We start from the raw sequence: 24,024 nt of genomic DNA on the forward strand, positions 1-24,024 counted from the left end.
TCCTATTGACAAATCTCTCTTGCTGTAAATAGTATCGTAAACGTTTACGGAGCGCGAAAGAGGAGTTTCGCTTCCGTCGGTGGAGGAAATCAGTGACATACACAGCCGTTTTGTGCGGGTGCGGAGCTATGGCCAAAGGCTGGCTTCGCGCGATCGCCGAACACCAGGATCTCAAGGATAAGATCGCCATCGCTGGATTGGTCGATCTCGAGGAAGGCGTGGCCCGCAGTCTGGCTGAGGAATTCGGTTTGACCGACATCGTGATCGGCTCGGACCTTGACGCCGTTCTCTCCGAAACGGCTGCCGATCTGTTGTTCGACGTGGTCGTGCCGCCAGCGCGCAAGGATGTGGTCAAGACAGGCCTTGCCCATGGCTGCCACGTGCTCTCGGAAAAGCCGATGGCGACCTCGATCAAGGACGCCGAGAGCCTTGTGCACAAGGCCCGCAAGAAGGGCCTCACCCACGCCGTCGTGCAGAATCGGCGCTACATTCCGGGCGTCAGGCGGATGAAGGCCTTTGTCGAGTCCGGCGCGATCGGCGCGGTCACGGGCGTGCATTGCGATTTCTTCATCGGCGCGCATTTCGGCGGTTTTCGCGACGAGATGGACAATGTCCTGCTGCTCGACATGGCGATCCACACCTTCGACGCCGCCCGTTTCGTCTCCGGCAAGACGCCGAAGGCCGTCTATTGCCTTGAGACCAATCCTGTCGGCTCCTGGTATGCGCATGGCGCCTCGGCTTTTGCGATCTTCGAAATGAGCGACGACGTGACTTTCACCTATCGCGGCTCCTGGTGCGCGGAAGGCGCCAACACCAGTTGGGAAAGCCAGTGGCGCATTACCGGCGAGAAGGGCACGCTGCTCTGGGACGGGCTCGATCAGTTCTCCGCCCATCGGGTGGCCTCCGATGACGGTTTCCTACGCGATCAGGAGGAGATTTCCGTGCCCGCCGCGCCGGATCTCACGGAGACCGAGGGCCACGCCAGCGTTCTCTCCGCCTTTATCCGGGCGATCGAAATCGGAACGCCGCCGGAGACGGCGGGCGAAGACAATATCAAGAGCCTTTCCATGGTGTTCGCCGCCATCGAAAGCGCCCGGCGCGGCAAGCGTGTCGTCATTTCCAAGGAGTAGCATGATGAGCAACCCGGCAAAATCGATCCGCGTCGGCACCATGGTCAGCGCAAGCGGCGGCAAGGCGGCCGAGCGCATCGGCCAGATCGCCGATATGGGCTTCGAAAGCTTTGAACCCTTTTTCTGGCAGACCACCAATGGCCAGGATCTGGCCGATCTCGGCAAGCGCTGCAAGGACGCCATCGGCGACCGCGACATCACCATCTCCACGCTCGGCATGTTCGGCAATCCGCTGGAGACCACCGAGATCGACCAGATCACGCTTCAGGGCTGGAAGGACTGCATCGACAACGCCCATCATTTCGGCGCGAGTTGTGTCGCAGGCTTCACCGGCCGCATCCGCAACACGCCGCTGACCGACAGCTTGGCCCGCTACAAGGAAGTCTGGAGCGAACTCGCGAAGCGCGCCGCCGACAAGGGCGTCAAGATCGCGTTCGAGAATTGCGCCATGGACGGCGATTGGCGGAGCGGCGACTGGAACATCGCCCATAATCCCGACGCCTGGGAGTTGATGTTCAACGAAACGCCGGATGATAATCTCGGACTGGAATGGGAGCCCTGCCATCAGATGGTCTATCTGATCGATCCGCTGCCGCAGATCCGCAAATGGGCGTCCAAAATTTTCCATGTGCACGGCAAGGACGCCACCATTCGCTGGGACGTAATCCGCGAACACGGCATTTTCGGCAAGGAGAAATTCGTCTTCATGCGCACGCCGGGCTTCGGCGACACCAACTGGACCGATGTGATTTCGGAGCTGCGTCTGGCCGGCTGGTCCGGTTCGATCGATATCGAAGGCTGGCACGATCCGGTCTATCGCGACGCGCTGGAAATGACCGGCCAGGTCCACGCGCTCAACTATCTCAAGAATTGCCGGGGCGGCGACTTCGTCATCGACCCGCAATGAGAATGCCCAGGCGGCGAGGAGGAAAGCCGCCCGGATCACTCTGAACCTGAATGGAGGAGAACATGGGTATCAGGAAATTTCTCATGGCGGGCGCGCTGGCGCTCGCATCGGTGTCAGCGCTCGGCCTTTCGGCCCATGCCGAAGACGTGAAGATCACCGTCTGGTCGCTCGACAAGGACATCCAGCCGGCGCCCAATCTGGTCAAGGAATTCAACGACCTCAAGAACGGGATTACGGTGGAGTATCGCCAGATCCAGTTCGACGACGTGGTCAGCGAAGCCATGCGCGCTTATTCCACCGGTCAGGCGCCCGACATCATCGCGGTCGACAATCCGGAACATGCGATGTTTTCGTCGCGCGGCGCATTCCTCGACCTGACCGACCGGATCGCCAAATCCACGGTGATCAAGCCCGAGAATTATTATCCCGGCCCGCTGAAGTCGGTGATGTGGGACGGCAAATATTTCGGCGTGCCGAAGGCGACCAACACGATCGCGCTCTACTACAACAAGGATATGTTCAAGGCGAAGGGACTCGATCCCAACAAGCCGCCGCAAACCTGGGACGAGTTGGTGGCGGACGCCCGCAAGCTGACGGACCCGGCCAATAATGTCTACGGCCTGGCTTTCTCGGCCAAGGCAAGCGAGGAGGGGACCTTCCAGTTCCTGCCCTGGGCGCAGATGGGCGGCGGCGGTTACCAGCAGATCAACGCCCCGGGCGCGGTGAAGGCGTTGGAAATCTGGAAGACCATCATGGACGACAAGCTGGCGTCTCCCGACAGCTTGACGCGCGGTCAATGGGATTCCACCGGCACCTTCAATTCCGGCAATGCGGCGATGGCGATCTCCGGTCCCTGGGAACTCGACCGCATGCTTGAGGAAGCCAAGTTCGACTGGGGCGTGGCGCTGCTGCCGGTTCCGGAAGCGGGCGCTCAGCGTTCCTCGGCCATGGGCGATTTCAACTGGGCGATCTTCTCGAACACCCAGCATCCCGACGAAGCCTTCAAGGTCCTGGAATATTTCGCCTCGCAGGACGACAAGATGTTTGCGAAATACGGCCAGCTGCCGGCTCGCTCCGACATCGTGATTGCGCCCACCGGCAAGCCGCTCAAGGACGAGGCGCTCAAGGTCTTCCTCGAGCAGCTGAAATACGCCCAGCCGCGCGGCCCGCATCCGGCCTGGCCGAAGATCTCCAAGGCGATCCAGGACGCCATTCAGGCTGCCCTGACCGGCCAGATGAGCCCGAAGGACGCGCTCGATCAGGCCGCCGAGAAGATCTCGGCCGTGCTCGGGTAACCAAACGCGCTTCCTCCTCGGGAGGAAGCCAATCCCGTTCCTCCCGAAGGGGCCGTCTTGCTTGACCGAGGCGGGCGGCCCCGAGGACGGCTAGTTTTCGCGGGGTTCCATGAAGAGATTCCTCACCAGCCTGACCGACGGACGCGGCTTCGACATCGGCCTTGTGGCCCTGCCGCTCGGATTCCTGTTCGTCATGTCCGGCCTGCCGCTGATCTACAATGTGCTCATGAGCTTCCAGGAAGTCGACATGTTCTCCCTGGGCTCGTTCATCCGGCCGTTTGTCGGCTTCAAGAATTACATCGCCTTGTTTTCCCAACCGGAGACCTGGCCGATCCTGCGCAACACGGCGGTTTTCGTCGTCGCCTCGATCGCCGGCCAGTTTCTGATCGGCTTCGGGCTGGCGCTGTTCTTCTGGAACGATTTTCCGGGTTCGAGCTGGCTGCGCGGACTGTTTCTCGTGTCCTGGGTCATGCCGGGCCTCGTCGTCGGCGCGATCTGGAACTGGATTCTCTCCGGCGATTTCGGCGTGCTGAACTATTTCCTGCGCGAGGCGGGCGTCATTTCCGGAAATATCTTCTGGCGCTCTGATCCGCATTATTCGCTCTGGGCGGTGATCCTCGCCAATATCTGGCTCGGCACGTCCTTCAACATGATCCTGTTGTCCGTCGGGTTGTCCGGCATCCCGAAGGATCTCTACGAGGCGGCCGAGCTCGATGGCGCCGGCGTCTTCCAGCGCTTTTTCACCATCACGCTGCCGATGATGCGCTCGACGATCGGCGCGATCATCTCGCTGGGTCTGATCTTCACCCTGCAGCAATTCGACCTGTTTGCCGGCATCACCTCGGGCGGGCCCAACAATTCCTCGAATGTCGCGCAATACTGGGCCTGGGACTTGTCCTTCAAGCAATATGATTTCGCCCGCGGCGCGACCGTATCGGTGATCATGATCGTCTTCGTGATGATCGCGGCGGTGATCTATGTCCGCTCGACGCGGCAGGAGGTGCGGGGATGAGCGAAACCTTTCGCAACAGGCTGATGCTCGTCATCGCGTTGATCCTCGCGGCCATCTACCTCTTTCCGCTCTACTGGATGTATATCACCGCGTTGAAGACCGGTTCGGCGATGTTCGCGACGCCGCCGAGCTTCTGGCCGTCCGATCCGCAATGGGGCGTCTATGGCGCGGTGTGGGCCTCGCGTGGCGTCGGCAATTTTCTCTGGAACTCGCTGCTGATCGCGTTTGGATCGGTGATCCTGATCACCATTCTCGGGGCAGGCTGCGCCTATGTTCTGGCGCGCTACCGTAATGTCTGGATCGATATCGGCTTGTTCCTGATCCTGATGCTGCAGGTCCTTCCCGCCTCGTTGATGATCACGCCGATCTTCGTCGGTTATTCGCAACTCGGCATGCTCAACTATCCCAGGCTCGCGGTGATCATCGCGATCGCGGCCAAGAGCATGCCGTTCTTCGTGGTTCTGGTGCGCGCCACTTTCATGAGTGTGCCGATCGAACTCGAGGAGGCGGCGATGGTCGACGGCAATTCCCGCGTCGGCGCCTTCTTCCACATCGTGCTGCCGCTCGCTCGAAACGGCATCCTCGTCTCAGCCATCCTGATCTTCATGCAGGCCTTCGGCGAATTCGTCTATTCCAAGTCGATCATCCAGGCGATCGAATACCAACCGGCGAGTGTGGGCCTCTATTCCTTCATGGGGCCGAACACCAATGAGTGGAACAATATCATGGCCTTCGCCACGATGTATGTGACGCCGATCCTCGCCCTTTTCGTCCTTCTGCAGCGCCGCATCGTGTCCGGCCTCACGTCAGGAGCTCTCAAATGATCCCGCAAATCGAGTTGACAGGCGTCAACAAGCATTATGGCGCCTATCATGCGTTGAAGAACATCAATCTTGCAATCAAAAAGGGTAGTTTCGTCGCGCTTGTCGGCCCTTCGGGCTGCGGAAAATCCACGCTGCTGCGGTCGCTGGCCGGTCTTGAAAAGATCAGCGAAGGCAGAATGACTATCGCCGGCGAAGATATGCGCGATGCGCCGCCGCGCAAGCGCGACATCGCCATGGTCTTCCAGTCCTACGCGCTTTATCCGCATATGACGGTCGAGGAAAACCTCATGTATCCGCTGCGTATGCGTGGGACGGACAAGGCCGCCGCCAAGATCAAAGCCGCAGAGGTGGCTGCGATCACCGGTCTTTCCGGTCTTCTCGATCGCTATCCGCGCCAGCTTTCCGGGGGCCAGCGCCAGCGCGTCGCCATGGGGCGCGCGGTGATCCGCAATCCCAAGGCCTTCCTGTTCGACGAGCCTCTGTCCAATCTCGATGCGGCCCTGCGCGTCTCCATGCGCAAGGAAATCCGGGCGCTGCATGACCGGTTGGGCGCGACCTCGGTCTATGTCACGCATGACCAGATCGAAGCGATGACCATGGCCGACCATGTCGTGGTGTTAAAAGACGGGGTGATTGAGCAGCAGGGCGCGCCGCTGGAGCTCTATGACCGGCCCGCCAACCGCTTCGTCGCCGGTTTCATCGGCTCGCCTGCGATGAATTTTGTGACCGCAACGGGCGCCGGCGGCAGTCGCGTGGTTCTCGACCTGCCGGGCGCGCCTGAACTCGCCGTTGCGCAGCCCATCGAGCCAGGCCGCAAACTGCTCGCTGGCCTTCGCCCCGAACATCTGAAAGTGGCGCATGGCGAGGAAGCCGGCCTTACGCTGCCGGTGTCGTTGATCGAATCCACGGGCTCGCTGACCTATATCGTGCTCGGCTCCGGCCAGAGTGAAATCACCGTGGTGGAGCAGGGCAGGGAGCGTGTGCGACCGGGCGACAGCCTACGGCTGACGATCGAGCCGGAACTGGTGCATCTGTTTGATCCGGAGACCGGGCGGCGGGTGTGATGTCAGGCGTGAACGCCAGCGTCGACGCTGTCGATATAGGCTAAGACCTCCTGCGCCCGGCCCTCGCGAACAAGATCGCGAGCGGTTGCACTTCCGTGGCCCGGCAGCGGCGTGCTGTTGAACCAGTCCCAGGCTTCGGCTTCGTGGCTGAACCGCATGATGATGCGGTTGACGATCTCGTGCTCTTCCACACCAAAGGACATAGCTTCTTTTGTCATGACCGCGTCGCCTTGATGCTGTTCTTTGCCAGTATGCCATCAGTGACGGGCGGATGGTCAGAAAACCTGCGACAGATGGATTTTCGCATGCCATAAGGGCGCCCGCGTCAACCAGTCCAGATAAGCCATGATCCGCCTCGAAAACATCTCCAAGCAGCTCAGCCACCGCATTCTGTTCATCGAGGCCTCCGCCGCCCTCAACAGGGGCGAGAAGATCGGTCTCGTGGGCCCCAACGGCGCGGGCAAATCGACGCTGTTCCGGATGATCACCAGCCAGGAACAGCCTGATGAAGGCCAGGTGTCGGTCGATAAGGGCGTGACGATCGGCTATTTCGACCAGAATGTCGGCGAAATGGCGGGCCGCAGCGCCGTGGCGGAAGTCATGGAGGGGGCGGGGCCGGTCAGCGCGGTGGCCGCTGAGCTGCGCGACCTCGAAACCCAGATGTCCGATCCCGACCAGATGGACCGGATGGACGAGATCATCGAGCGCTATGGCGAGGTGCAGGCGCGCTTCGAGGAGCTAGACGGTTATGCTCTGGATGGCCGCGCCCGCGAAGTGCTGGCCGGTCTCTCCTTCACCCAGGAGATGATGGACGGCGATGTCGCCAAGCTCTCGGGCGGCTGGAAGATGCGCGTGGCGCTGGCCCGCATCCTGCTGATGCGCCCCGACGTGATGCTGCTCGACGAACCGTCGAACCATCTCGACATCGAAAGCCTGATCTGGCTCGAGAACTTCCTGCGCGGCTATGACGGCGCGCTTTTGATGACCTCGCACGACCGCGAATTCATGAACCGCATCGTCACCAAGATCATCGAAATCGACGGCGGCACCCTGACCACCTATTCTGGGGACTACGGCTTTTACGAGCAGCAGCGAGCGCAGAACGAGAAGCAGCAGCAGGCGCAGTTCGAGCGCCAGCAGGCCATGCTTGCCAAGGAAATCAAGTTCATCGAGCGCTTCAAGGCGCGCGCCAGCCATGCCGCGCAGGTGCAGAGCCGGGTGAAGAAGCTCGAAAAGATCGACCGCGTCGAGCCGCCCAAGCGTCGTCAATCCGTCGCCTTCGAATTCCGTCCGGCCCCGCGCTCGGGCGAGGACGTCATCAACATCAAGGGCGTGCACAAGAAATACGGCTCGCGCACCATTTATGAAGGCCTCGATTTCAGCGTCCGCCGCCGCGAGCGCTGGTGCATTATGGGCGTCAACGGCGCCGGCAAATCCACGCTGCTTAAGCTGGTGACCGGGACGACCGAGCCGGACGAGGGCACGGTGGCGATCGGCGCCAGCGTCAAGCTCGGCTATTTCGCCCAGCATGCGATGGATCTGCTCGACGGCGACGCCACCATCCTCGAATGGCTGGAATCGTCGTTTCCGCAGGCGGGCCAGGCGCCGCTTCGGGCGCTGGCCGGCTGTTTCGGTTTCTCCGGCGACGATATCGACAAGCGCTGCCGCGTGCTCTCGGGCGGCGAAAAGGCGCGGCTGGTGATGGCCAACATGCTGTTCGATCCGCCGAATCTCCTCGTTCTCGACGAGCCGACCAACCATCTCGATCTCGACACCAAGGAAATGCTGATCAGGGCGCTCGCCGATTACGAGGGCACCATGCTGTTCGTCAGCCACGATCGTCACTTCCTCGGCGCGCTGTCCAACCGCGTGCTGGAGCTGACCCCCGATGGCGTTCATCGCTATGACGGCGGCTATACCGAATATGTCGCGCGCACCGGTCAGGAAGCGCCGGGTATCCGAGGCTGAGTCGCCAGCCGCTCTTCGGTCGACATGTTCCAGATCGGGAAGGGAGCGGAGCATTCCGCCCCATGCCCTGCATCGCTTACATCCTGCGTTACTAAAGCATGGCACTATTTGACGGTTCTCAGGCACCGTCTGACTGATTGACGGGTATCCAAAACCCAACCATTGCAGTGAGTTACCGAGACCTTCATGGTTTTCCTCAAGAAATTGCCGGCGATTTCCGCCGGCGCTCGAGGCAAGCGAGGAAGATTTCGAGATGCAAATAGCCAGTGTAAAAGAGCTGAATGTTCTGGGAAGCGAAGACGGCGAAGCGCTGCGTCCGTTGACGGTCAGAGAGCGCGATGCTGTGCGCCGCGCCGGATTGTTGATCGAACAGAACCTGTCCGAGCCTCTCAGTCTGGGGGAATTGGCGGAGATGGTCGGCCTCAGCCAGCGCCGGCTGACGCAGGGCTTTCGCGAGCAGTTCGGCACGACGATCTTCGGCTATCTGCGCGAGAGCCGGTTGAGAACGGCGCGGCGCTTGCTCGGCGAGACGGAAATGCCCCTGAAGCAGATCGCCTATCTGATCGGCTATGGCCACGCCAACAATCTCATCGCGGCCTATCGCGATCGCTTCGGCGTTTCCCCCCGCCGCCATGCCCGGCTTTCGGCCCTGAAAGCGATGGAACCGGCGCGGTTGAGCGCCTGATCCGGGAGCACCGCTGAGCGCGTCAGCTGCCGATCTTGGCGACCCATTGCGACCACATGGCCTGCGGGGTCGCCGCCAGCGCGCGTTCGGTGTCGGAAACGGAGAGATGCCGCACTTCCCGCGGCGTCATGCCGAACAGCCGGCGAAAGGCGCGGGTGAAGTTTTCCGGATTGGCGAAGCCGTGGCTTTCTGCGATCGAGGCAATGGCCAGATGACGCTGGTCTGCGGCGCGGAGCGCATCCCAGGCGCGGCGCAACCGTCGCTCATACACATAGGATTGGAAGCCGCCGAAACGTTCGAACAAGCGGTAAAGTGAGCGACGCGACAGGCCGAAGCTCGCCGCGACCGTTTCCGCCGAGAGATCGGGATCGAGCAGATTGGCCTCGATATGCCGGCGGATGCTGGCTGTCAGCATCAGGTTCACGGCCTCGGCCTTTTCCTCCGACAATTCGGAATTGATCGCAACCGCCGTCAGGTCCACCAAAGGCTTGAGCGCCATCTCTGCATCTTCGGCCCGCATGCGGTCGAGATTGCGCGTATAGCTCACCATCGAGTCACGCAGCAGGGTTACCAGTGGCTGATCGCCGGGGATGACCAGCTCATGGCAATTGTCGGGCATTTTCAGAAAAGGCGCGAGCATGCGGCGCGGCAGCGCGAAACTGATCTGCTCGTGGTCGGTGGTGGTGGTCGCAAGCGCCTGGGCCATATCGATGAGATAGAGATCGCCCGGTTTGGCAGTCTGGCCGCTGACGCGGCCTTCGCTCTGTCCTTGCAGATAGAACTGCAGCACATAACCGTCCATCGCATCCTTGGCGATCTTCTTGCGAGACCGATCGAAGCGCTGGCCGCCGCCGCGAATATGACCAATGCCGACTTCGCCGACCAGCCAGGCGTCCACCGATGCGAAGAAGCCATCCTCGATGCTCTTGTGCGGACGAGAATCGAAGATCACGCTGATCTGATCATGCCAGAGATCCCAGGCGGGTCCGGCCGGCAATTTCCGTGTGTCGAAGAAAGATCTCGGTATGCTCATCCGTCAGTCCATGCGCCGGCCATGCAGCTCGGCAATCTATCAAAACTTGCTTATTTGTCTGTTGACGACATCAAGTATGGTTTCTTGCGATATACGGATTATCCCTTAGACTTATTCGCGCCACATAAGATTGCGCCAATATGCGCTTCGGCGCAAGAAACAGTGACGGTCGAGCAGTTGCACTGGTCTATATTGTTAGTTCCATAATTAAGGTTATCGAGTTTACAGCGCGGTTCGCAGGGCGACCTGTGCCTTCCATCATTGCATTCCACACGTCTCTGAGTTCATATCGCATCGCCGTGTCGGGGCTCGAATTCATCTGAACCGACAATCATTTTCGGAGCCCTCATGCCGCGTTTCGCCGCCAATCTCACCATGTTGTTCACCGAGCTGCCGTTCGAAGCGCGGTTTGCGGCTGCGGCGGACGCGGGATTTGAAGCGGTGGAGTTTCTGTTTCCCTATGATCATTCGCCGGAAAACGTTGCCCGCTGGGTTCAGCAGACGGGCCTTGCCGTGGCCCTGTTCAATCTGCCGCCGGGAGACTGGAGCGCCGGGGATCGGGGTCTGGCGGTCGATCCCCGCCGGCAGGAGGAATTCGTCTCGTCACTGGCTCTCGCCCTGTCCTACGCCAAAGTTCTCGGAGTGAAGTTCCTCCATTGCATGGCCGGCATCGCCGATCCTCGCGATCCTGCCGCAGCGCGCATATACCGCGACAACTTGTTGAGAGCGGCGGAGGCTGCGGCGGGCATCGGCGCCCAGATCCTGATCGAGCCGCTCAATCCGCGCGATATGCCTGGATATTATCTCAATGATTTCGATGTCGCCGCCGAACTGGTCCGTCAGATCGATCACCCCTGCCTGAAGCTGCAATTCGACATTTATCACCGCCAGATCCTGCACGGCGACGTGTTGACCGGGCTGAGAACGCATTTCCCGCTGATCGGCCATGTGCAGACGGCCGCCGTTCCCCATCGCGGCGAACCCGGCAGCGGGGAACTCGACGATGTCCGAATTTTTGCTGAACTCGACGCGCTCGGCTATGACGGTTTCGTGGGTTGCGAATACAGACCCATGGCCGGAACCGTCGCCGGCCTCCACTGGCTCGACCGCTATCGCTGAGCCACATCCATCACGTGCGTGAATCGGTCGAGGCGGATCGATTCACCGAAGTCGTTGGACGTTCGCCGGCGCGGCTGGAAGAATCGCGCCATGACAGGTTCTTTCTCAGCTCCCTTGCGCCTTCGCCGCATCGATCCGGCCCGCAACATGGCGCGCTTCTATTTCCTCAGCCTGCAGCCCACCCTGTTCGGTGAAATCTCACTCATTCGCCAATGGGGCCGCATCGGCGGCGAGGGGCGAAAAAAGGTCGAAACCTTCGCCAGCGAACAGGACGCCGTCCGCGCCTGGATGCGGCTGGAGAGGATCAAGCGGCGGCGCGGCTACGGCTGAGAAACGTTATGTGGCGCGGATCATGCGGGTGCATTTGTCGCCGATCATCATCGACGGCGCATTGGTGTTGCCGCCGATCAGCGTCGGCATGATCGAGGCGTCGGCGACGCGCAGATTGGAAAGCCCCCTCACCTTCAGCGTTTCCGGATCGACCACCGCCATGTCGTCGACGCCCATCTTCACAGTGCCCACCGGGTGATAGACCGTGAGCGCTTCGGCGCGGAGATAGGCGCGGATCTCATCGTCTGTCCGGACATCCGGGCCTGGCAGGACTTCGGTTCCGTTGAGTTCTCGGAGCGCCGGCTGGGAGAAGATCGAGCGCGCCACCTTGATGCCTTCGACCAGTGTGTCGAGATCCTCGGACCGGCTGAAGAAGCGATGATCGATCAGTGCGTTACGCCGCGTTCCGTCTGCGGCGAGCGTGAGCTCGCCGATGCTTTTCGGCCGGAGCACGCAGGTATGCACGGCAAATCCATGCCCATATTCGACGAGCCGGCCGCGATGGCTGCGATAGCCCGGCACGAAATGGAACTGGATGTCGGGAAGCCCCGTCGAGAGCCGCGTCTTGGCGAAGCCGCCGGCCTCGACATAGTTGGTGGTCAGCATGCCCTTGCGGCGCAGGAGGTAATTCAGCGGGCTCGCGAGGATCGCGGGCAGATTGCCGAGCGACAGGCCGAGCGTCTTGAGGCTATTCGAGCGCACCGTGATCATGCCGTCGATATGGTCGCGCAAATTCTTGCCGACGCCGGCAATGTCGCGCTTCACCTCGACGCCAGCGGCGGCGAGCTCAGTTGCGGGGCCGAGGCCCGAGGCAAGAAGAATGCGCGGGCTGCCGATCGCGCCGGCCGAGAGGATGATTTCGCCGTGCGCAATGATCTTGTGCACAATTCCATTGCGCACGACATTCACGGCCGTTGCCCTGTCGTCCTCGATGTCGAGATCGACGACGTCGGTTTCGGTGAGGATGTGCAGGTTCGTCCTCCCCGCGATCGGCTTGACGAAAGCGGTGTGGGAAGAGAAGCGGCTGCCTTTGTCCTGTGTGACGTTATAGACGCCGACGCCGTGCTGACTGGGGCCGTTGAAATCGGTATTCGCGGGCAGCCCCGCCTGCTTGCCGGCCTCCACGAACATGCGGGCGACGATATTGGGATCGCGCGGATTGTCGACCAGCAATTCGCCGTCGAATCCGTGATAGACCGGGTCATGGCCGATGAGATTTCGTTCGAAACTCTTGAACACCGGCAGCACATCGTCATAGGCCCAGCCCTTGCAGCCGAGCGCGGCCCATTCGTCGTAATCCTCACGCGCGCCGCGGATATAGATCATCGAATTGATCGTCGAGGAGCCGCCGAGCGCCTTGCCGCGATTGACGGGAATGCGCCGGCCGTTCATTTCGCTTTGGGGAACGCCGACATAGCCGTAATCGAAACGCGGATTGCCGTAGAGCGAGAGAATGCCGGCTGGGACTTTCACGCGAAGGCTGTCGTCTGAGCCGCCGCCTTCGATCAGGCAGACGGTTTTCGCCGCATCCGCGCTCAGCCTGTTGGCGAGCACGCAGCCGGCCGATCCTGCGCCGACGATCACATAGTCGAAGTCTAGCTTTTCCATGCGCATATCTCCCCGCTGTCGCGCGGCATGCGCCGGCGCGAGACTGGTCTCAGCATGTCTTTTCTGAAGCGACGACGCTCTTAGTGAGCGTCGTCCTCGTCATTGCGAAGGAGTTCCAGGATTTCACGCTTCATGGCGATGAATTCCGGCTCCAGCACGATGTCGGCGGAGCGCGGCCGGGGGATCGTGACCTTGATTTCCTTCTTGATCAAACCGGGCCGGCCGGACATGACCAGCACCCGGTCGGCGAGCAGGATCGCTTCGTCGATGTCATGGGTGACGAAGAGCACGGTTTTCTTGGTCGATTCCCACACGCGTAGCAGCAGTTTCTGCATCTGGTGGCGGGTCTGGCTGTCGAGCGCGCCGAAGGGTTCGTCCATCAGCAGCACTTCGGGATCATTGGCGAGCGCGCGGGCGATGGCGACGCGCTGCTTCATGCCGCCGGAAAGCTGCGACGGATAATGATTGGCGAATTTCGACAAACCGACTTCGGCGAGATAATGATCAACCAGATCCTTGCGGGTGGCGGGGTTCAGTCCCTTTCGCTTCGGGCCGTATTCGACGTTCTGGGCGACGGTGAGCCAGGGAAACAGCGTATAGCCCTGAAACACCATGCCGCGATCGGGGCCGGGTTCGGTGACGTTGCGGGTGCCCACGGCGATGTCGCCGCCGGTCCGGTCTTCGAGACCGGCGATCAGGTAGAGAAGGCTCGACTTGCCGCAGCCTGATGGCCCGACAATGACGCAGAACTCGTTCTTCTCGACACGCAGGGAGATGTCGTTGAGCGCGAGAACCGCCTTTTTGCCGGCGCCGTAGCGCAATTGCACATGCGAGACGGAAATATCGGAGGAATTGTAATCGAGTTTGGACATGCGGCGCCTCTCAATTGGCCCAGGGCGCCAGATAGCGGCGGATGATGCGGAAGATCTTGTCGGTGAACAGGCCGAGCAGGCCGATCATGCCGATCGCCATGAAAATGACGTCGACCTGAAAGCCGCGCGCCGCCTTCAGCGAGATATAGCCGAGGCCGGCGCGGGCGGCGACGAGTTCGGCGACCACGAGATAGGTCCAGGCCCAGCCCATGGTGACGCGCAGCACATCGAGAATGTTGGGCAGCGTCGCCGGCAGCACGATGTGAAACACGGTCTCGATACGACGCGTGCCGAGCGTATAGGCGGCGTTGATCAGGTCGCGCGGCACGGAATGCGCGGCGTCGGCGATCATCACCAATTGCTGGAAGAAAATTCCGAAGATGATCACGGCCATCTTCTGTTCGATGCCGATGCCGATCCAGAGAATGAACAGCGGCACGAAGGAGGTGACGGGCAGATAGCGGATGAAATTGACCAGCGGATCGAACAGACCCTGCACCACCCGGTAGGAGCCCATCAGCAATCCGAGCGGCACCGCGAAGACGGAGGACACCACGAAGCCGAGCAGAACCACTTTCAGACTTGACGAGGTGTGTTCCCAGAGCTGGCCATTCTGGGCGAATTTGATCGTGGTTTCAAGAACATGGCCGGGCGTCGGCAGGAACATCTCCGGCACGTATCCGGAATAGGTCACGGCGATCCAGAAGCCGACCACCAATACCCAGATGAGCACGCCCAGTCCGGCGGTCATCGATTGCGGGATGGCGCGGAATGGCGAAGCCATGTCTTTGAGAAGAGAACGTTGAGACAAAATCGGAACTCCAACTCCAGCCCCGACGGGAGGCGGAGGCGTGCATACGGACCGGGCGGCAGTGCCGCCCGGCGGAGAGTGTTGCGTTACTTGATCTCGAGGAACTGGGCGTCGACGACGTCTTCGAACTTGGCGTCCATCTTGACCTTGCCGAAGCCGCCCCAGATCTCGTTGCCGAGCTTGATCAGAGTACCGGCTTCGCTGTCTGCGCCGCCCTTGAAGAAGCGGGCGTTTTCTTCCTTGCCGTAGAAATTCACGCCGGCGGCGGAATCGGCGAAGTCCTTGGGATCGGAGAGCCAGCCGCCGACGCCCTTGGCCATGATGGCGTAGGCTTCTTCCTTGTTGGTCTTGATATATTCATTGGCCTTGTAGAGGCCTTCGACCAGCGCTTTGACGTCTTCCGGGTGCTTTTCGATATAGTCGCAGCGCAGCGAGAGCACGTCGACGATCACGCCCGGGGTCTTGGAGGAGTCGATCAACACCTTGCCCTTGTTGGCCTTCTTGGCGAGCGTCAGATGCGGCTCCCAGGTGACGGCGACCGGAATGCGGTCGGCCATGAAGGCGGCGGCGGCGTCGTCGGCGGTCATGTTGGTAACCTTGACGTCGGCTTCCGTCATGCCTTCGCGCTTGAGCAGGATGTTGAACCAGAACTGCGACACCGAGCCTTCGTTCAAGCCGACTTCCATGCCCTTCAAATCCTTGATGGAATTGACGGTGGTCGGCGTCAGCATGCCGTCGCCGCCATGGCTGTCGTCGAGCGCATAGACCGTCTTGAAGCAGAAATCCTTGGTGCGGTACTGCAGCGTCTCGTCGATCGTGCCGGCGTCGCCGTCGAGTTCGCCGGAGGCTTCGGCCGCCATGGCGAGCGCATGGTCCTCGACAATCTGCAGATCGACTTCGAGGCCCTTTTCCTTGAAATAGCCGAGGTCGCGGGCGAGGAAGAGCGGGCCGTAGCCGACCCAGGTGGTCATGCCCAGCTTCATCGTTCCGGCTTCAGCGGCGCTGGCCGCGATAAGCGCGACGCCGGCGGCCAGCGAAGTCTTGAACAGGCGAGAAAGAGATTTCATGTGACGTTCCCTTGTCTGTGGTTCGTTCTCGACGTCCTGGTTGCCCATGGATTTATGGGGCGGGAGGAGCCCTAAAACCGTGGCGCACCGGCGTCTTTTGTCGTTGCCTATACAAGTAAGCATGCTTCCTTCATTTGGAAAAATAGAGTTTTCTGACGAAATTGATTAGTCTTAGCCTAATCAGTCGCATTTCTATTGGGCGGGTTAGCGATTTGGGCAATAAGCGTGCAGTGGCCGCCCAAGCCTTAGGCGGCCTGCCTTTTTTCAATCTTTTGAGTAGGAATTTGCGCTCAGCGACGCTTCTGGCCCATGGTCGGCGCGACCATGCCGGGGATGTAGGAATCTGAGATAAAGGCGCGCGCATGAGCGCTGAAGGCGGAGAGAAGCCGCGATTTGCGCAATTGCTTGAGCGTTGCGATGCCGATCGTCATCGGCCTGTGGTCGCCTGCCAGCCGCACCCGCGTCACGCGCCGGCCGTCCAGCGCTTGATCGGAACGGGAAGTGACATTGGCGAGCGTATAGCCATAGCCATTGGCGACCATGGTCCTGATCACGTCCGGCTGGGAAAACCGAAATCCGATGGTCGGCTGCAATCCTTCCTTCAGAAACAGCGCCATGAAATATTCGGTCGAGATCGGCATATCGAGCAGGATCAGCGGCAGGTCGACGAGTTCATGCAGCGTCACGGCTGATTGCCGCGCCAGAGGATGCGTTTCGCCGACCAGCGCATGCACGGGCAGATCGACGAGGGGGATGAAATCGATATCCTGGGAGATCTGCAGGTCATAGGTGATGGCGATGTCGATCGTCGCCTTGTGCAATCCCGACAGCAGCGTCTCCTGGTGATCGGCGAAAGGGCGGATCGAGGCTCTGGGAAAGGCGGACATGAAGGACAGCGCCAGTTCCGGCAGGATCATCGGCGCAAGCGTGGTGAGGCAGCCGACATTGAGTTGCCCCCTCACCTCTTCCGAGGTTGCAGTCGCCGCCGAATAGAGCGCTTCCGCCTGTTCGATCAGGCGCTTGGCCTCCATCAGCATCACGCGGCCCGCCGGTGTCAGCGACAGGCCCTGGGCGTGGTGACGAACGAAGAGCTGCACTTCGAGCTCCTGTTCCAGCTGTGAAATCGCCGTCGAAATCGAGGGCGAGGAGATGTTGATGCGCTCCGACGCCTGCGCAATGCTGCCGGTTTCGCCGGCGGCAATGAAATATTCGAGTTGTCTAAGCGTGAAGCGCATGCGGGGACATTCCGGTTACGATCGGCTTCGGCCCAGCGGGCGTGATCCGTTCAATCGAGCTTATCGTTCAGCGGCGTCTCAGCCCAGCCCGTTCTTGAGAGCATACAGCGCGCGCGACCGCTCCAGATGCTTGATCATGGCGTTTTCCGCTGCGTCGGGATCATGGGCCTCGATGGCGGCGATGATGTCCTCGTGCTCGGCCAGCGTGAAATTCTCCTTGCCGGTCCAGATCAGCATTTCCGTATGATAGGCCTTAAGCCAGCCGAGCATGGCCTCGCTGACCGCCTCGAAAATGGGATTGCCGGAGATGCGTGCAATCGCCGTATGAAACTCCATGTCGGCGCCGATGAAGCCTTCGGAATCGCCGAGCTGCGCCTTCTGCTTTTCGAGTTTGGACTTGAGTTCGCGGATCTGCTCGTCGCTCGCCTTTTCGGCGGCTTCCCGCACCATGCCGCGTTCAAAGAAGATGCGGGCGCTTTTCAGATGTTCCAGTGAATCCGAGGAGCCCGCCAGCATGACCTTGGCCGGCAAATCTACCTGCCTCAGCAGCGATTGCGCCGTGACCTTCAATACCCGGGCGCGTTCGCCATGCGAAATTTCCACCAGCCCTTTGCCGGCGAGCGCCTGCATCGCTTCGCGGATCGCCGGCCTGCCAACGCCGAACCGCTCCATCAGCGTTCGTTCCGACGGCATTTCGTCGCCGGCCTTGAGTTCGCCCGTCTCGATCAGCGCCCGCAATCTCAGGAACACTTCGTCGGATAGCTTCCGTCGCACGATCGGTTCGGAGAGGATGGTCATCGCGTTACCTTCTGTTTCGCCGCTGATCTTATGCACGATTGCGCGAAGCAAGAAAACCGTCGCCGGGCACTTGCATGACAGTGATACTCATTATACCAGTTGTCTGCGAGTTGCAACGCGAATGCTCGGGGAGGAGCGGCGTGATCAGGGTCACCTATCGTATCGAAACGGCCGGCTCCATTGAAAAAATGGCCGCCAAGATCGCCAGCGATCAGTCCACCGGCACCTTCGTGGCGCTGCCCGGCGAGACCGAAGAGCTGAAGGCGCGGGTCGCCGCCCGGGTCGTCGATATTCGCCCCCTGCCCCCGATCGACACACCGTCCTTTCCGGATGAAGGCGGCGGCGCAAGTCTGTTTCATCGCGCCGATGTCGATATCGACTTTCCGATAGACGCGGTCGGAACCGATCTCTCGGCGCTGATGACGATCTGCATTGGCGGCGTCTTTTCGATCAAGGGCATGACCGGCATCCGCATCGTCGACCTCAAGCTGCCCGACGCGTTCCGCGCCGCTCATCCTGGTCCGCAATTCGGCGTCGCGGGCAGCCGGACACTGACGGGCGTGGTGAACAGGCCCATCATCGGCACGATCGTCAAGCCGGCGCTGGGCCTGCGACCGCATGAGACGGCGGAGATGGTCGGCGAGCTGATCGAGGCCGGCGTCGATTTCATCAAGGACGACGAGAAGCTGATGAGCCCGGCCTATTCGCCTTTGTCGGAGCGGGTGGCGGCGATCATGCCGAGAATTCTCGATCACGAGCAGAAGACCGGCAAGAAAGTGATGTACGCCTTTGGCATTTCGCATGCCGATCCCGACGAGATGATGCGCAACCATGATCTCGTGGTGAAAGCCGGCGGCAATTGCGCCGTGGTCAACATCAACTCGATCGGCTTTGGCGGCATGAGTTTCCTGCGCAAGCGCTCGGGTCTCGTGCTGCACGCCCATCGCAACGGTTGGGATGTTCTCACCCGTCATGCCGGCATCGGCTTTGAGTTCTCCGTCTGGCAACAGTTCTGGCGACTGCTCGGCGTCGATCAGTTTCAGATCAACGGCATCCGGGTCAAATATTGGGAGCCGGACGAAAGCTTCGTGCGTTCCTACAAGGCAGTGTCGACGCCGATATTCGACCCTTCCGATTGCCCCCTGCCGGTGATCGGCTCGGGTCAATGGGGCGGCCAGGCGCCCGATACGATCAAGGCCACCGGCGGCTCGACGGATCTCCTCTATCTCTGCGGAGGCGGCATCGTCAGCCATCCCGATGGACCGGGCGCGGGCGTCAAGGCCGTTCGGCAGGCCTGGGAGGCGGCGGTGGCGGGCGTGGCGCTTGAGGATTATGCGAGGGATCACCCCGAACTTGCCCGCTCGATCGAGAAATTCGCCGACGGCAAGGCCGCCTGATAAACCTTCCCGGAGCATGATATGACCCGCCCCCTGATCAGCTATTACGGCGACGATTTCACCGGCTCGACCGATGTGATGGAGGCGCTTGCGTCCAATGGCGTCGACACGGTCCTCTATCTGAAACGTCCGAGCGCGGAGACGGGGAAGCGGTTTCGCGACGCGCGCGCCGTCGGGCTTGCCGGCACGAGCCGCAGCGAGAGCCCGGACTGGATGGATGTCCATCTCGCTGGGGCCTTTGCGTGGCTCGCCGGGCTAGACGCCGAAATCTGTCATTACAAGGTCTGCTCGACCTTCGATTCCAGCCCGGGGATTGGCAGTATCGGTCGTGCTATCGAGATCGGCGCGCGCATATTTGGAAATCGAACCACCAGTCTCCTTGTCGGCGCGCCGCAGATCCGTCGCTACACCGCTTTCGGCCAGCTTTTCGCCGCCTATCAGGGCAGGAATTACCGCATCGACCGGCATCCGGTGATGAGCCGGCATCCGGTGACGCCGATGGATGAGGCCGATCTCCTTCTCCATCTCTCGCGCCAGACGTCACTGTCGTCTGCACTGCTCGATTGCGTGTCCCTGACCGGCGCCGATGTCGCTGGCGCGCTTGGCGCTGCGCTCGCGGATGATCCCGCCATTCTGCTGATCGATGTGCTGGATGGGGGCACGCAGGCCGCCGCCGGACAGATCCTGTGGAATGCTCTCAGAGATCGCGGCCGTTTTGTCTGCGGCTCCTCGGGCGTCGAATATGCGCTGATCGAAGCCTGGCGACAGGCGGGGTTGATCGGGCCGAAACCTGTGTTCGACGCGGTCGGGCCTGTCGAGCAAATCGCTGTGGTCTCGGGTTCGGTGTCGCCGACGACCGAGCGGCAGATCCGACACGCGCTGGCTCATGGGTTTGAAGCCGTAGCGCTCGATCCGCTGTATCTGACCGGCGACCATGCGGTAAACGAGATTGAACGCGGCGTGGTCGCTGGTTTGGAGATCCTGTCGCGCGGCGCGAGCCCGGTGATCTATACGGCGCTCGGACCGTCCGCCGATCGCGGCAACGAAATCGACACGCAGGAAGGCGCGCGGCACCGGATCGGACAAGGGCTGGGAGAGATCCAAAAACGTCTGGTGAAAGAAGCGAAGCTCCTCCGCGCGGTGGTCGCCGGCGGCGACACATCCAGCCATGCGCTCGGGGAGATGGGGATCGAAGCGTTGACGCTGGCGATGCCGCTGCCGCAAACGCCGGGCTCGCCGCTCTGCAAGGCGCATGGCGGCGATCTCGATGGATTGGAGATCGCGCTGAAGGGCGGTCAGGTCGGCGGCGACGATTACTTCTCGATGATCCGCGCCGGCCGTCCCTGACGGGCGAGGAAAGGGCGGCTGACCGCCCTCCCCTCCGATCAATCAGGCCTTGGCGCGCTGGGCGTCGACGCTGAGCGGACCCGCGCCGGCAAACACGAAATACAGGAACAGGAAGCAGTACAGGATCGCCGCATCGCCGCCATTGTTCATCGGGAAGAAGTTCTGCGGCGCATGCGCGATGAAATAGGCGAAAGCGCACATGCCCGAGGCGAGGAAGGCGGCCGGACGGGTCAGGAAGCCGACGGTCAACAACGCGCCGCAAATCAGTTCGATGACGCCAGCCCACCAACCGAGGCTGAACGCAGCCGGGTTCATCTGCGAGACCGGGAAGCCGAGTAGCTTGGCCGTGCCATGTTCCAGAAAGATGAGGCCCGACACGATGCGGGTGATGCTGAGCATGTAGGGTGAATAAAAGTTCAGTTTTTCGGTGAACGCCATGATGTCAGTGCCTTGCTTGGGCTGGGAGGAATATGCCCAAGCGCCTTCGCACGACCCGAAAAACTTGTCACCTCAACTCCAGATAACTTCCTCGTGAACACGAATTTTATTTGGAGATCAACGCCTTGAGGCATGCGTAAGGCGGCAGCGAAACAGTGTTCGTTGAGGAAATCTCCGTAAAGCCCTTGTCGAGCGTGCCAGCGTTCAGCAGAGCGAGACTGGCGGCAGGACCGGGAAGTCTCACCTCTCGATCATGCGGCGTGATGTTGGCCGCGAGCAGAACCACGCCCCTCTCGCCTTCCGCCGCCAATCCCAGGACGTCCGATGGGGCATCCGAGGTCACGGCCCATGCGCGCCGGCCGGCGAGGCGCCCGAGTTCGGCGATGACACGGCCGAGCGGCCGGATGCTCTCCGATGCGCAAGGTTCGCCCCTGCCGGCGATAAGCCCGAACGGACCGGCCAAAGTCGACAGAGTGAGGACTTCGAGCTCCGCTGGCAGCGTGGTCGCGGCGTAAGCGAGCGCGAAGGCCGCGCCGAACAGGCCGTTATGGCGCGGATCGACATTGGCCATTGGAATGCGCGAGAGCGTCGGATTGTCCTTGGTCGCCGCGCCATAGGGGTTCTGGCGCATGGCGATGGTCGAGGGGCCGATGCGATAGGGCTTGTCGCCATAGAGGGCGCGCGCCGAAGCGACGACATCGGCCAGCGCCTCGAATGTCTGCATCACCGAGAGGTCGTCGGCCGCATGCACGATGGGGTTGGTGCAATGGCTGACGTAATCGACAAGATGGCCCGGAATGCGCTTGCGATTGAGTTCGGTGAAATAGGAGAGCATGCCGCCGCCCAGCCGAATGCCGGGAAAGGACTTGCGCGCCGCCTGATAGAGGTCTTCAAGCGGCGGGCAATCGGGCCATGCCGAGCCTGGGGGCGTCGATTGCCGGTCCACAGAGGGGCTTACAAACAGCGTGTCGATCGGGAGATTGGCCTCCGAAACGAGCGCCGCGAGTTCAGCCATCTCGTCATCGAGGTGACCTTTGCAAGCGACGGCGCATTCGAGGGTGAGTTTGAGGCCTGAGCTCCGCGCGACATTTGCATAGTGCTTGAGCGCTTCCGAACCATGACCCGCGATCGGATCATAATGGGCGATGAGATGCCGCGCTCCGATCTGCTCAAGCAAAGGGAGATGCCGCGCCTCGGCCTCAGCGCAGTCGGGCCGCAGACCAACGCCGATCTCCGGCAGTCGCACAGCCTTCGGAGATAGAGCAAGCGAGCTAGGCGTATCCGACCGCGCCAGAGCCGGCGCTGCAGCGCCTGCTGAAAGGATCAGTTCGACGCTCTGGCTATGGCGCGCGCCGCTTTCGAGGCGGTAGGGCCAGGGCAGCGCCAAGGGCCGGACATAGGTCTTGTAGGAACCATCGGTCCAGTTGCGCTGGTCTTCCATCTCGAAGATATCGCCGGCGAAGCAGGTCTCTGCTGTTATGCCCGGCGCGACCCTATGCGTGATGGAGGCGATCTCCTCGAAGGGCTGCCAGGGATCAATCGCCCTGGGCCAATGCGCCTGCTCGACCGATCCATCCGCATGGCCCACCGTCACCGGCTCGCCGGAGACGCCGACGATGGGATGCAGCACGGTGAAGCCGGCGCGGGCCGTCTCGAAATCGCCTTGCGCCGTGAAATCCGCCGTGAAGCGAATGCGCTCCGCCTCTCCTTCTATGACGATGTCGGCGACGAGTCTTGCTCCATCCGGAGCGGAATAGCTTGCGCGATAGGTTATGCGGAAACGCGGCTCACTTTCATGAATGGCGAGGTTGGAAATCTTTGCCGCGCAGGTTCCCCAATCCTTGTCGCGCACCAGAAAAGCGATGGCGCGCAAGGCTTCGTGGCCATGATAGCGGATGGTGCGGAGATTGCCGTCCTGCAGATCGACGCTCAGAGGCCCGGCCGTCAGCCTGCGCATGGGGGCCGACGGCTCATGCGTTCCATAAAGACGGAAATCGAGGCTGCTCATGGTTCCCTCCTCATGGATTGCAACAGGGTGTCAGCCAAGTAGATCCGCGAGATCAACGGTCTTTCCAGTCTCTGCGCTGAGATAGGCGGCCTCGACCAGCGCGAAGGTTTTCAGATTGTCGTCCCCGGAGGTGTCGGGCGCCTGCGCCAAGGCCAGTCGCTCGATCCAGTGCTTCTGGATCAGCGCCACGCTCTCCTGAATATTGTGCCAGGGGCGCGAGGCCCAGGGCAGCAGGTTGGGCGCGACGGTGGAGACTTTCGTGCCGGAACGGCCATGCACGGTGAAGCTGTAGTCCTTGCCGAGCCGGAGCGTGCCCTCGGTTCCGTCGATCTCGACGAAGGTTTCCGGGAACGGTTCTTCCGGCAGCTTCGAAGCGTAGGACACATCGACGACGGAGGTGACGCCGTTGTCATGGTCGAGCAGCATCGTGGCGACATCCTCGCCTGCGATGGCGGGATTGATGCGCCTGGTGCGCGCCGTCATTCTGCTGGCGTCGCCGAACAGATAGCGGGCGATGTCGAGCGAATGGATGCCGAGATCTTCGATGATGAAGCGCTTGCCCTTGGCCAGATAAGGCTGTCCGGAAAACACGTCGAAGCCGGAGCGGAAGGAGACGCGGCCCCAGAAGGCCTCGCCGATCTCGCCTGAGTCCAATGCGGCCTTGACCGCCAGGATCGGCGTCTGCCAGCGGAAATTCTCGTGGATCATCAGGGGAACGCCGGCGTCTTGGGCGGAGCGGACCATGGCCTTGGCGTCATCCAGCGTCGGGGCGAACGGCTTCTGGCAGATCATCGGAATTTTGTGCCGCGCGGCAAGCTCCACCAGCGCCCGGTGGCTGGAGACGGTGGTGGCGATATCGACAAAGTCGAAGCCGCCATCGGCAAACATCGCCTCCGCATCCTGATAGCGTCTGGCGACGCAGAACTGGTCGCCGACGATCTTCAGCCGTTCCGGATCGCGATCGCAGATCGCGACGATCTCGACATTGCCGGCGTCGCCCCATCCATGCATCTGGTTGACGGCGAAGAAGCCGCAGCCGATCAACGCGCCCTTGAATGTCGGCATCATCGCCCTCC

23 protein-coding genes are annotated in these 24,024 nt (G+C 61.5%); 12 read left to right on the plus strand and 11 right to left on the minus strand.

All coding sequences use genetic code 11. The features are described 5' to 3' along the window. The first annotated feature begins 92 nt into the window (after positions 1-92). From E8Q41_RS08225 to E8Q41_RS08250, 6 genes are all read left to right on the plus strand, one after another. Complete coding sequence (locus E8Q41_RS08225) at positions 93-1,130, plus strand: Gfo/Idh/MocA family oxidoreductase (protein WP_137155044.1); 1,038 nt, start codon at positions 93-95, stop codon at positions 1,128-1,130. A gap of 4 nt (positions 1,131-1,134) precedes the next feature. Continuing rightward, positions 1,135-2,037, plus strand: coding sequence for a sugar phosphate isomerase/epimerase (locus tag E8Q41_RS08230; RefSeq protein ID WP_137155045.1), 903 nt, complete (start codon positions 1,135-1,137; stop codon positions 2,035-2,037). A gap of 62 nt (positions 2,038-2,099) precedes the next feature. Then, complete coding sequence (locus tag E8Q41_RS08235) at positions 2,100-3,332, plus strand: sugar ABC transporter substrate-binding protein (protein ID WP_137155046.1); 1,233 nt, start codon at positions 2,100-2,102, stop codon at positions 3,330-3,332. Between the two features lie 109 nt (positions 3,333-3,441). Continuing rightward, a complete protein-coding gene (locus E8Q41_RS08240; protein ID WP_137155047.1) occupies positions 3,442-4,344 on the plus strand; it encodes a sugar ABC transporter permease in 903 nt (300 codons plus the stop codon). Continuing rightward, entirely contained in the window at positions 4,341-5,168 is an 828-nt protein-coding gene (locus tag E8Q41_RS08245) for a carbohydrate ABC transporter permease (RefSeq protein ID WP_137155048.1), read from the plus strand. Before E8Q41_RS08240 ends, E8Q41_RS08245 begins: the two co-directional genes overlap by 4 nt. After that, positions 5,165-6,232: an ABC transporter ATP-binding protein gene (locus tag E8Q41_RS08250; RefSeq protein WP_137155049.1), complete on the plus strand. Its 1,068-nt coding sequence runs from the start codon at positions 5,165-5,167 to the stop codon at positions 6,230-6,232. The genes E8Q41_RS08245 and E8Q41_RS08250 overlap by 4 nt, the downstream gene beginning before the upstream one ends. Before the next feature lie 2 nt (positions 6,233-6,234). Here E8Q41_RS08250 and E8Q41_RS08255 read toward each other — a convergent pair whose 3' ends face one another. Then, positions 6,235-6,450 (minus strand): DUF2384 domain-containing protein, encoded by a 216-nt coding sequence (locus E8Q41_RS08255; RefSeq protein ID WP_137155050.1) that lies wholly within the window; start codon positions 6,448-6,450, stop codon positions 6,235-6,237. A gap of 127 nt (positions 6,451-6,577) precedes the next feature. Between E8Q41_RS08255 and E8Q41_RS08260 the strand changes: the two genes are divergently transcribed. Then, entirely contained in the window at positions 6,578-8,200 is a 1,623-nt protein-coding gene (locus tag E8Q41_RS08260; protein WP_137155051.1) for an ABC-F family ATP-binding cassette domain-containing protein, read from the plus strand. 253 nt (positions 8,201-8,453) lie between these two features. Beyond that, the gene (locus tag E8Q41_RS08265; protein WP_137155052.1) at positions 8,454-8,885 is read left to right on the plus strand and encodes a helix-turn-helix domain-containing protein; all 432 of its coding nucleotides are present in this window, start codon (positions 8,454-8,456) and stop codon (positions 8,883-8,885) included. A 22-nt stretch (positions 8,886-8,907) separates the two neighbouring features. Here E8Q41_RS08265 and E8Q41_RS08270 read toward each other — a convergent pair whose 3' ends face one another. Next, positions 8,908-9,918: a helix-turn-helix domain-containing protein gene (locus E8Q41_RS08270; protein ID WP_137155053.1), complete on the minus strand. Its 1,011-nt coding sequence runs from the start codon at positions 9,916-9,918 to the stop codon at positions 8,908-8,910. 348 nt (positions 9,919-10,266) lie between these two features. Between E8Q41_RS08270 and otnI the strand changes: the two genes are divergently transcribed. Both otnI and E8Q41_RS08280 read left to right on the plus strand, forming a co-directional pair. Beyond that, complete coding sequence (otnI, locus tag E8Q41_RS08275; protein ID WP_137155054.1) at positions 10,267-11,037, plus strand: 2-oxo-tetronate isomerase; 771 nt, start codon at positions 10,267-10,269, stop codon at positions 11,035-11,037. Between the two features lie 90 nt (positions 11,038-11,127). After that, positions 11,128-11,367: a WGR domain-containing protein gene (locus E8Q41_RS08280; protein ID WP_137155055.1), complete on the plus strand. Its 240-nt coding sequence runs from the start codon at positions 11,128-11,130 to the stop codon at positions 11,365-11,367. A gap of 6 nt (positions 11,368-11,373) precedes the next feature. Here the strand turns inward: E8Q41_RS08280 and E8Q41_RS08285 are convergent, their stop codons facing one another. From E8Q41_RS08285 to E8Q41_RS08310, 6 genes are all read right to left on the minus strand, one after another. After that, positions 11,374-12,975 (minus strand): GMC family oxidoreductase N-terminal domain-containing protein, encoded by a 1,602-nt coding sequence (locus E8Q41_RS08285; RefSeq protein ID WP_246660122.1) that lies wholly within the window; start codon positions 12,973-12,975, stop codon positions 11,374-11,376. Positions 12,976-13,055: 80 nt separating this feature from the next. After that, entirely contained in the window at positions 13,056-13,847 is a 792-nt protein-coding gene (locus E8Q41_RS08290; protein ID WP_137155057.1) for an ABC transporter ATP-binding protein, read from the minus strand. A gap of 10 nt (positions 13,848-13,857) precedes the next feature. Then, positions 13,858-14,658 (minus strand): ABC transporter permease, encoded by an 801-nt coding sequence (locus E8Q41_RS08295; protein WP_246660123.1) that lies wholly within the window; start codon positions 14,656-14,658, stop codon positions 13,858-13,860. 86 nt (positions 14,659-14,744) lie between these two features. Next, complete coding sequence (locus E8Q41_RS08300; RefSeq protein WP_137155058.1) at positions 14,745-15,725, minus strand: ABC transporter substrate-binding protein; 981 nt, start codon at positions 15,723-15,725, stop codon at positions 14,745-14,747. 290 nt (positions 15,726-16,015) lie between these two features. Continuing rightward, positions 16,016-16,960, minus strand: a complete 945-nt coding sequence (locus tag E8Q41_RS08305) for a LysR family transcriptional regulator (protein WP_137155059.1) — start codon at positions 16,958-16,960, stop codon at positions 16,016-16,018. Between the two features lie 78 nt (positions 16,961-17,038). Continuing rightward, positions 17,039-17,758, minus strand: a complete 720-nt coding sequence (locus E8Q41_RS08310) for a transcriptional regulator NanR (RefSeq protein WP_137155060.1) — start codon at positions 17,756-17,758, stop codon at positions 17,039-17,041. A gap of 140 nt (positions 17,759-17,898) precedes the next feature. Between E8Q41_RS08310 and oiaX the strand changes: the two genes are divergently transcribed. Together oiaX and E8Q41_RS08320 are read left to right on the plus strand one after the other, a co-directional pair. After that, positions 17,899-19,155, plus strand: coding sequence for a 3-oxo-isoapionate-4-phosphate decarboxylase OiaX (oiaX, locus tag E8Q41_RS08315; RefSeq protein ID WP_137155061.1), 1,257 nt, complete (start codon positions 17,899-17,901; stop codon positions 19,153-19,155). A 21-nt stretch (positions 19,156-19,176) separates the two neighbouring features. Further along, positions 19,177-20,502: a four-carbon acid sugar kinase family protein gene (locus tag E8Q41_RS08320; RefSeq protein WP_137155062.1), complete on the plus strand. Its 1,326-nt coding sequence runs from the start codon at positions 19,177-19,179 to the stop codon at positions 20,500-20,502. Positions 20,503-20,544: 42 nt separating this feature from the next. Here the strand turns inward: E8Q41_RS08320 and E8Q41_RS08325 are convergent, their stop codons facing one another. The 3 genes from E8Q41_RS08325 to E8Q41_RS08335 all read right to left on the minus strand — a co-directional run bounded on the left by E8Q41_RS08325 (position 20,545) and on the right by E8Q41_RS08335 (position 24,013). Beyond that, entirely contained in the window at positions 20,545-20,940 is a 396-nt protein-coding gene (locus E8Q41_RS08325) for a DoxX family protein (RefSeq protein WP_137155063.1), read from the minus strand. A 106-nt stretch (positions 20,941-21,046) separates the two neighbouring features. Continuing rightward, positions 21,047-22,948 (minus strand): hypothetical protein, encoded by a 1,902-nt coding sequence (locus tag E8Q41_RS08330; protein ID WP_205910376.1) that lies wholly within the window; start codon positions 22,946-22,948, stop codon positions 21,047-21,049. Between the two features lie 30 nt (positions 22,949-22,978). Beyond that, entirely contained in the window at positions 22,979-24,013 is a 1,035-nt protein-coding gene (locus E8Q41_RS08335) for a Gfo/Idh/MocA family oxidoreductase (protein ID WP_137155064.1), read from the minus strand. Positions 24,014-24,024: the final 11 nt, after the last annotated feature.

This window comes from Rhizobium sp. FKL33 (genome assembly GCF_005222915.1).
Lineage (GTDB): Bacteria > Pseudomonadota > Alphaproteobacteria > Rhizobiales > Rhizobiaceae > Rhizobium_E.

What these genes read in the sequence shown, in the direction of transcription:
- E8Q41_RS08230 (WP_137155045.1), top strand. Translation starts at nt 1,135, where the DNA reads ATGAGCAACCCGGCAAAATCGATCCGCGTCGGCACCATGGTCAGCGCA.
- E8Q41_RS08235 (WP_137155046.1), top strand. Translation starts at nt 2,100, where the DNA reads ATGGGTATCAGGAAATTTCTCATGGCGGGCGCGCTGGCGCTCGCATCG.
- E8Q41_RS08240 (WP_137155047.1), top strand. Translation starts at nt 3,442, where the DNA reads ATGAAGAGATTCCTCACCAGCCTGACCGACGGACGCGGCTTCGACATC.
- E8Q41_RS08245 (WP_137155048.1), top strand. Translation starts at nt 4,341, where the DNA reads ATGAGCGAAACCTTTCGCAACAGGCTGATGCTCGTCATCGCGTTGATC.
- E8Q41_RS08250 (WP_137155049.1), top strand. Translation starts at nt 5,165, where the DNA reads ATGATCCCGCAAATCGAGTTGACAGGCGTCAACAAGCATTATGGCGCC.
- E8Q41_RS08255 (WP_137155050.1), bottom strand. Translation starts at nt 6,450, where the DNA reads ATGACAAAAGAAGCTATGTCCTTTGGTGTGGAAGAGCACGAGATCGTC.
- E8Q41_RS08260 (WP_137155051.1), top strand. Translation starts at nt 6,578, where the DNA reads ATGATCCGCCTCGAAAACATCTCCAAGCAGCTCAGCCACCGCATTCTG.
- E8Q41_RS08265 (WP_137155052.1), top strand. Translation starts at nt 8,454, where the DNA reads ATGCAAATAGCCAGTGTAAAAGAGCTGAATGTTCTGGGAAGCGAAGAC.
- E8Q41_RS08270 (WP_137155053.1), bottom strand. Translation starts at nt 9,918, where the DNA reads ATGAGCATACCGAGATCTTTCTTCGACACACGGAAATTGCCGGCCGGA.
- otnI (WP_137155054.1), top strand. Translation starts at nt 10,267, where the DNA reads ATGCCGCGTTTCGCCGCCAATCTCACCATGTTGTTCACCGAGCTGCCG.
- E8Q41_RS08280 (WP_137155055.1), top strand. Translation starts at nt 11,128, where the DNA reads ATGACAGGTTCTTTCTCAGCTCCCTTGCGCCTTCGCCGCATCGATCCG.
- E8Q41_RS08285 (WP_246660122.1), bottom strand. Translation starts at nt 12,975, where the DNA reads ATGGAAAAGCTAGACTTCGACTATGTGATCGTCGGCGCAGGATCGGCC.
- E8Q41_RS08290 (WP_137155057.1), bottom strand. Translation starts at nt 13,847, where the DNA reads ATGTCCAAACTCGATTACAATTCCTCCGATATTTCCGTCTCGCATGTG.
- E8Q41_RS08300 (WP_137155058.1), bottom strand. Translation starts at nt 15,725, where the DNA reads ATGAAATCTCTTTCTCGCCTGTTCAAGACTTCGCTGGCCGCCGGCGTC.
- E8Q41_RS08305 (WP_137155059.1), bottom strand. Translation starts at nt 16,960, where the DNA reads ATGCGCTTCACGCTTAGACAACTCGAATATTTCATTGCCGCCGGCGAA.
- E8Q41_RS08310 (WP_137155060.1), bottom strand. Translation starts at nt 17,758, where the DNA reads ATGACCATCCTCTCCGAACCGATCGTGCGACGGAAGCTATCCGACGAA.
- E8Q41_RS08320 (WP_137155062.1), top strand. Translation starts at nt 19,177, where the DNA reads ATGACCCGCCCCCTGATCAGCTATTACGGCGACGATTTCACCGGCTCG.
- E8Q41_RS08325 (WP_137155063.1), bottom strand. Translation starts at nt 20,940, where the DNA reads ATGGCGTTCACCGAAAAACTGAACTTTTATTCACCCTACATGCTCAGC.
- E8Q41_RS08330 (WP_205910376.1), bottom strand. Translation starts at nt 22,948, where the DNA reads ATGAGCAGCCTCGATTTCCGTCTTTATGGAACGCATGAGCCGTCGGCC.
- E8Q41_RS08335 (WP_137155064.1), bottom strand. Translation starts at nt 24,013, where the DNA reads ATGCCGACATTCAAGGGCGCGTTGATCGGCTGCGGCTTCTTCGCCGTC.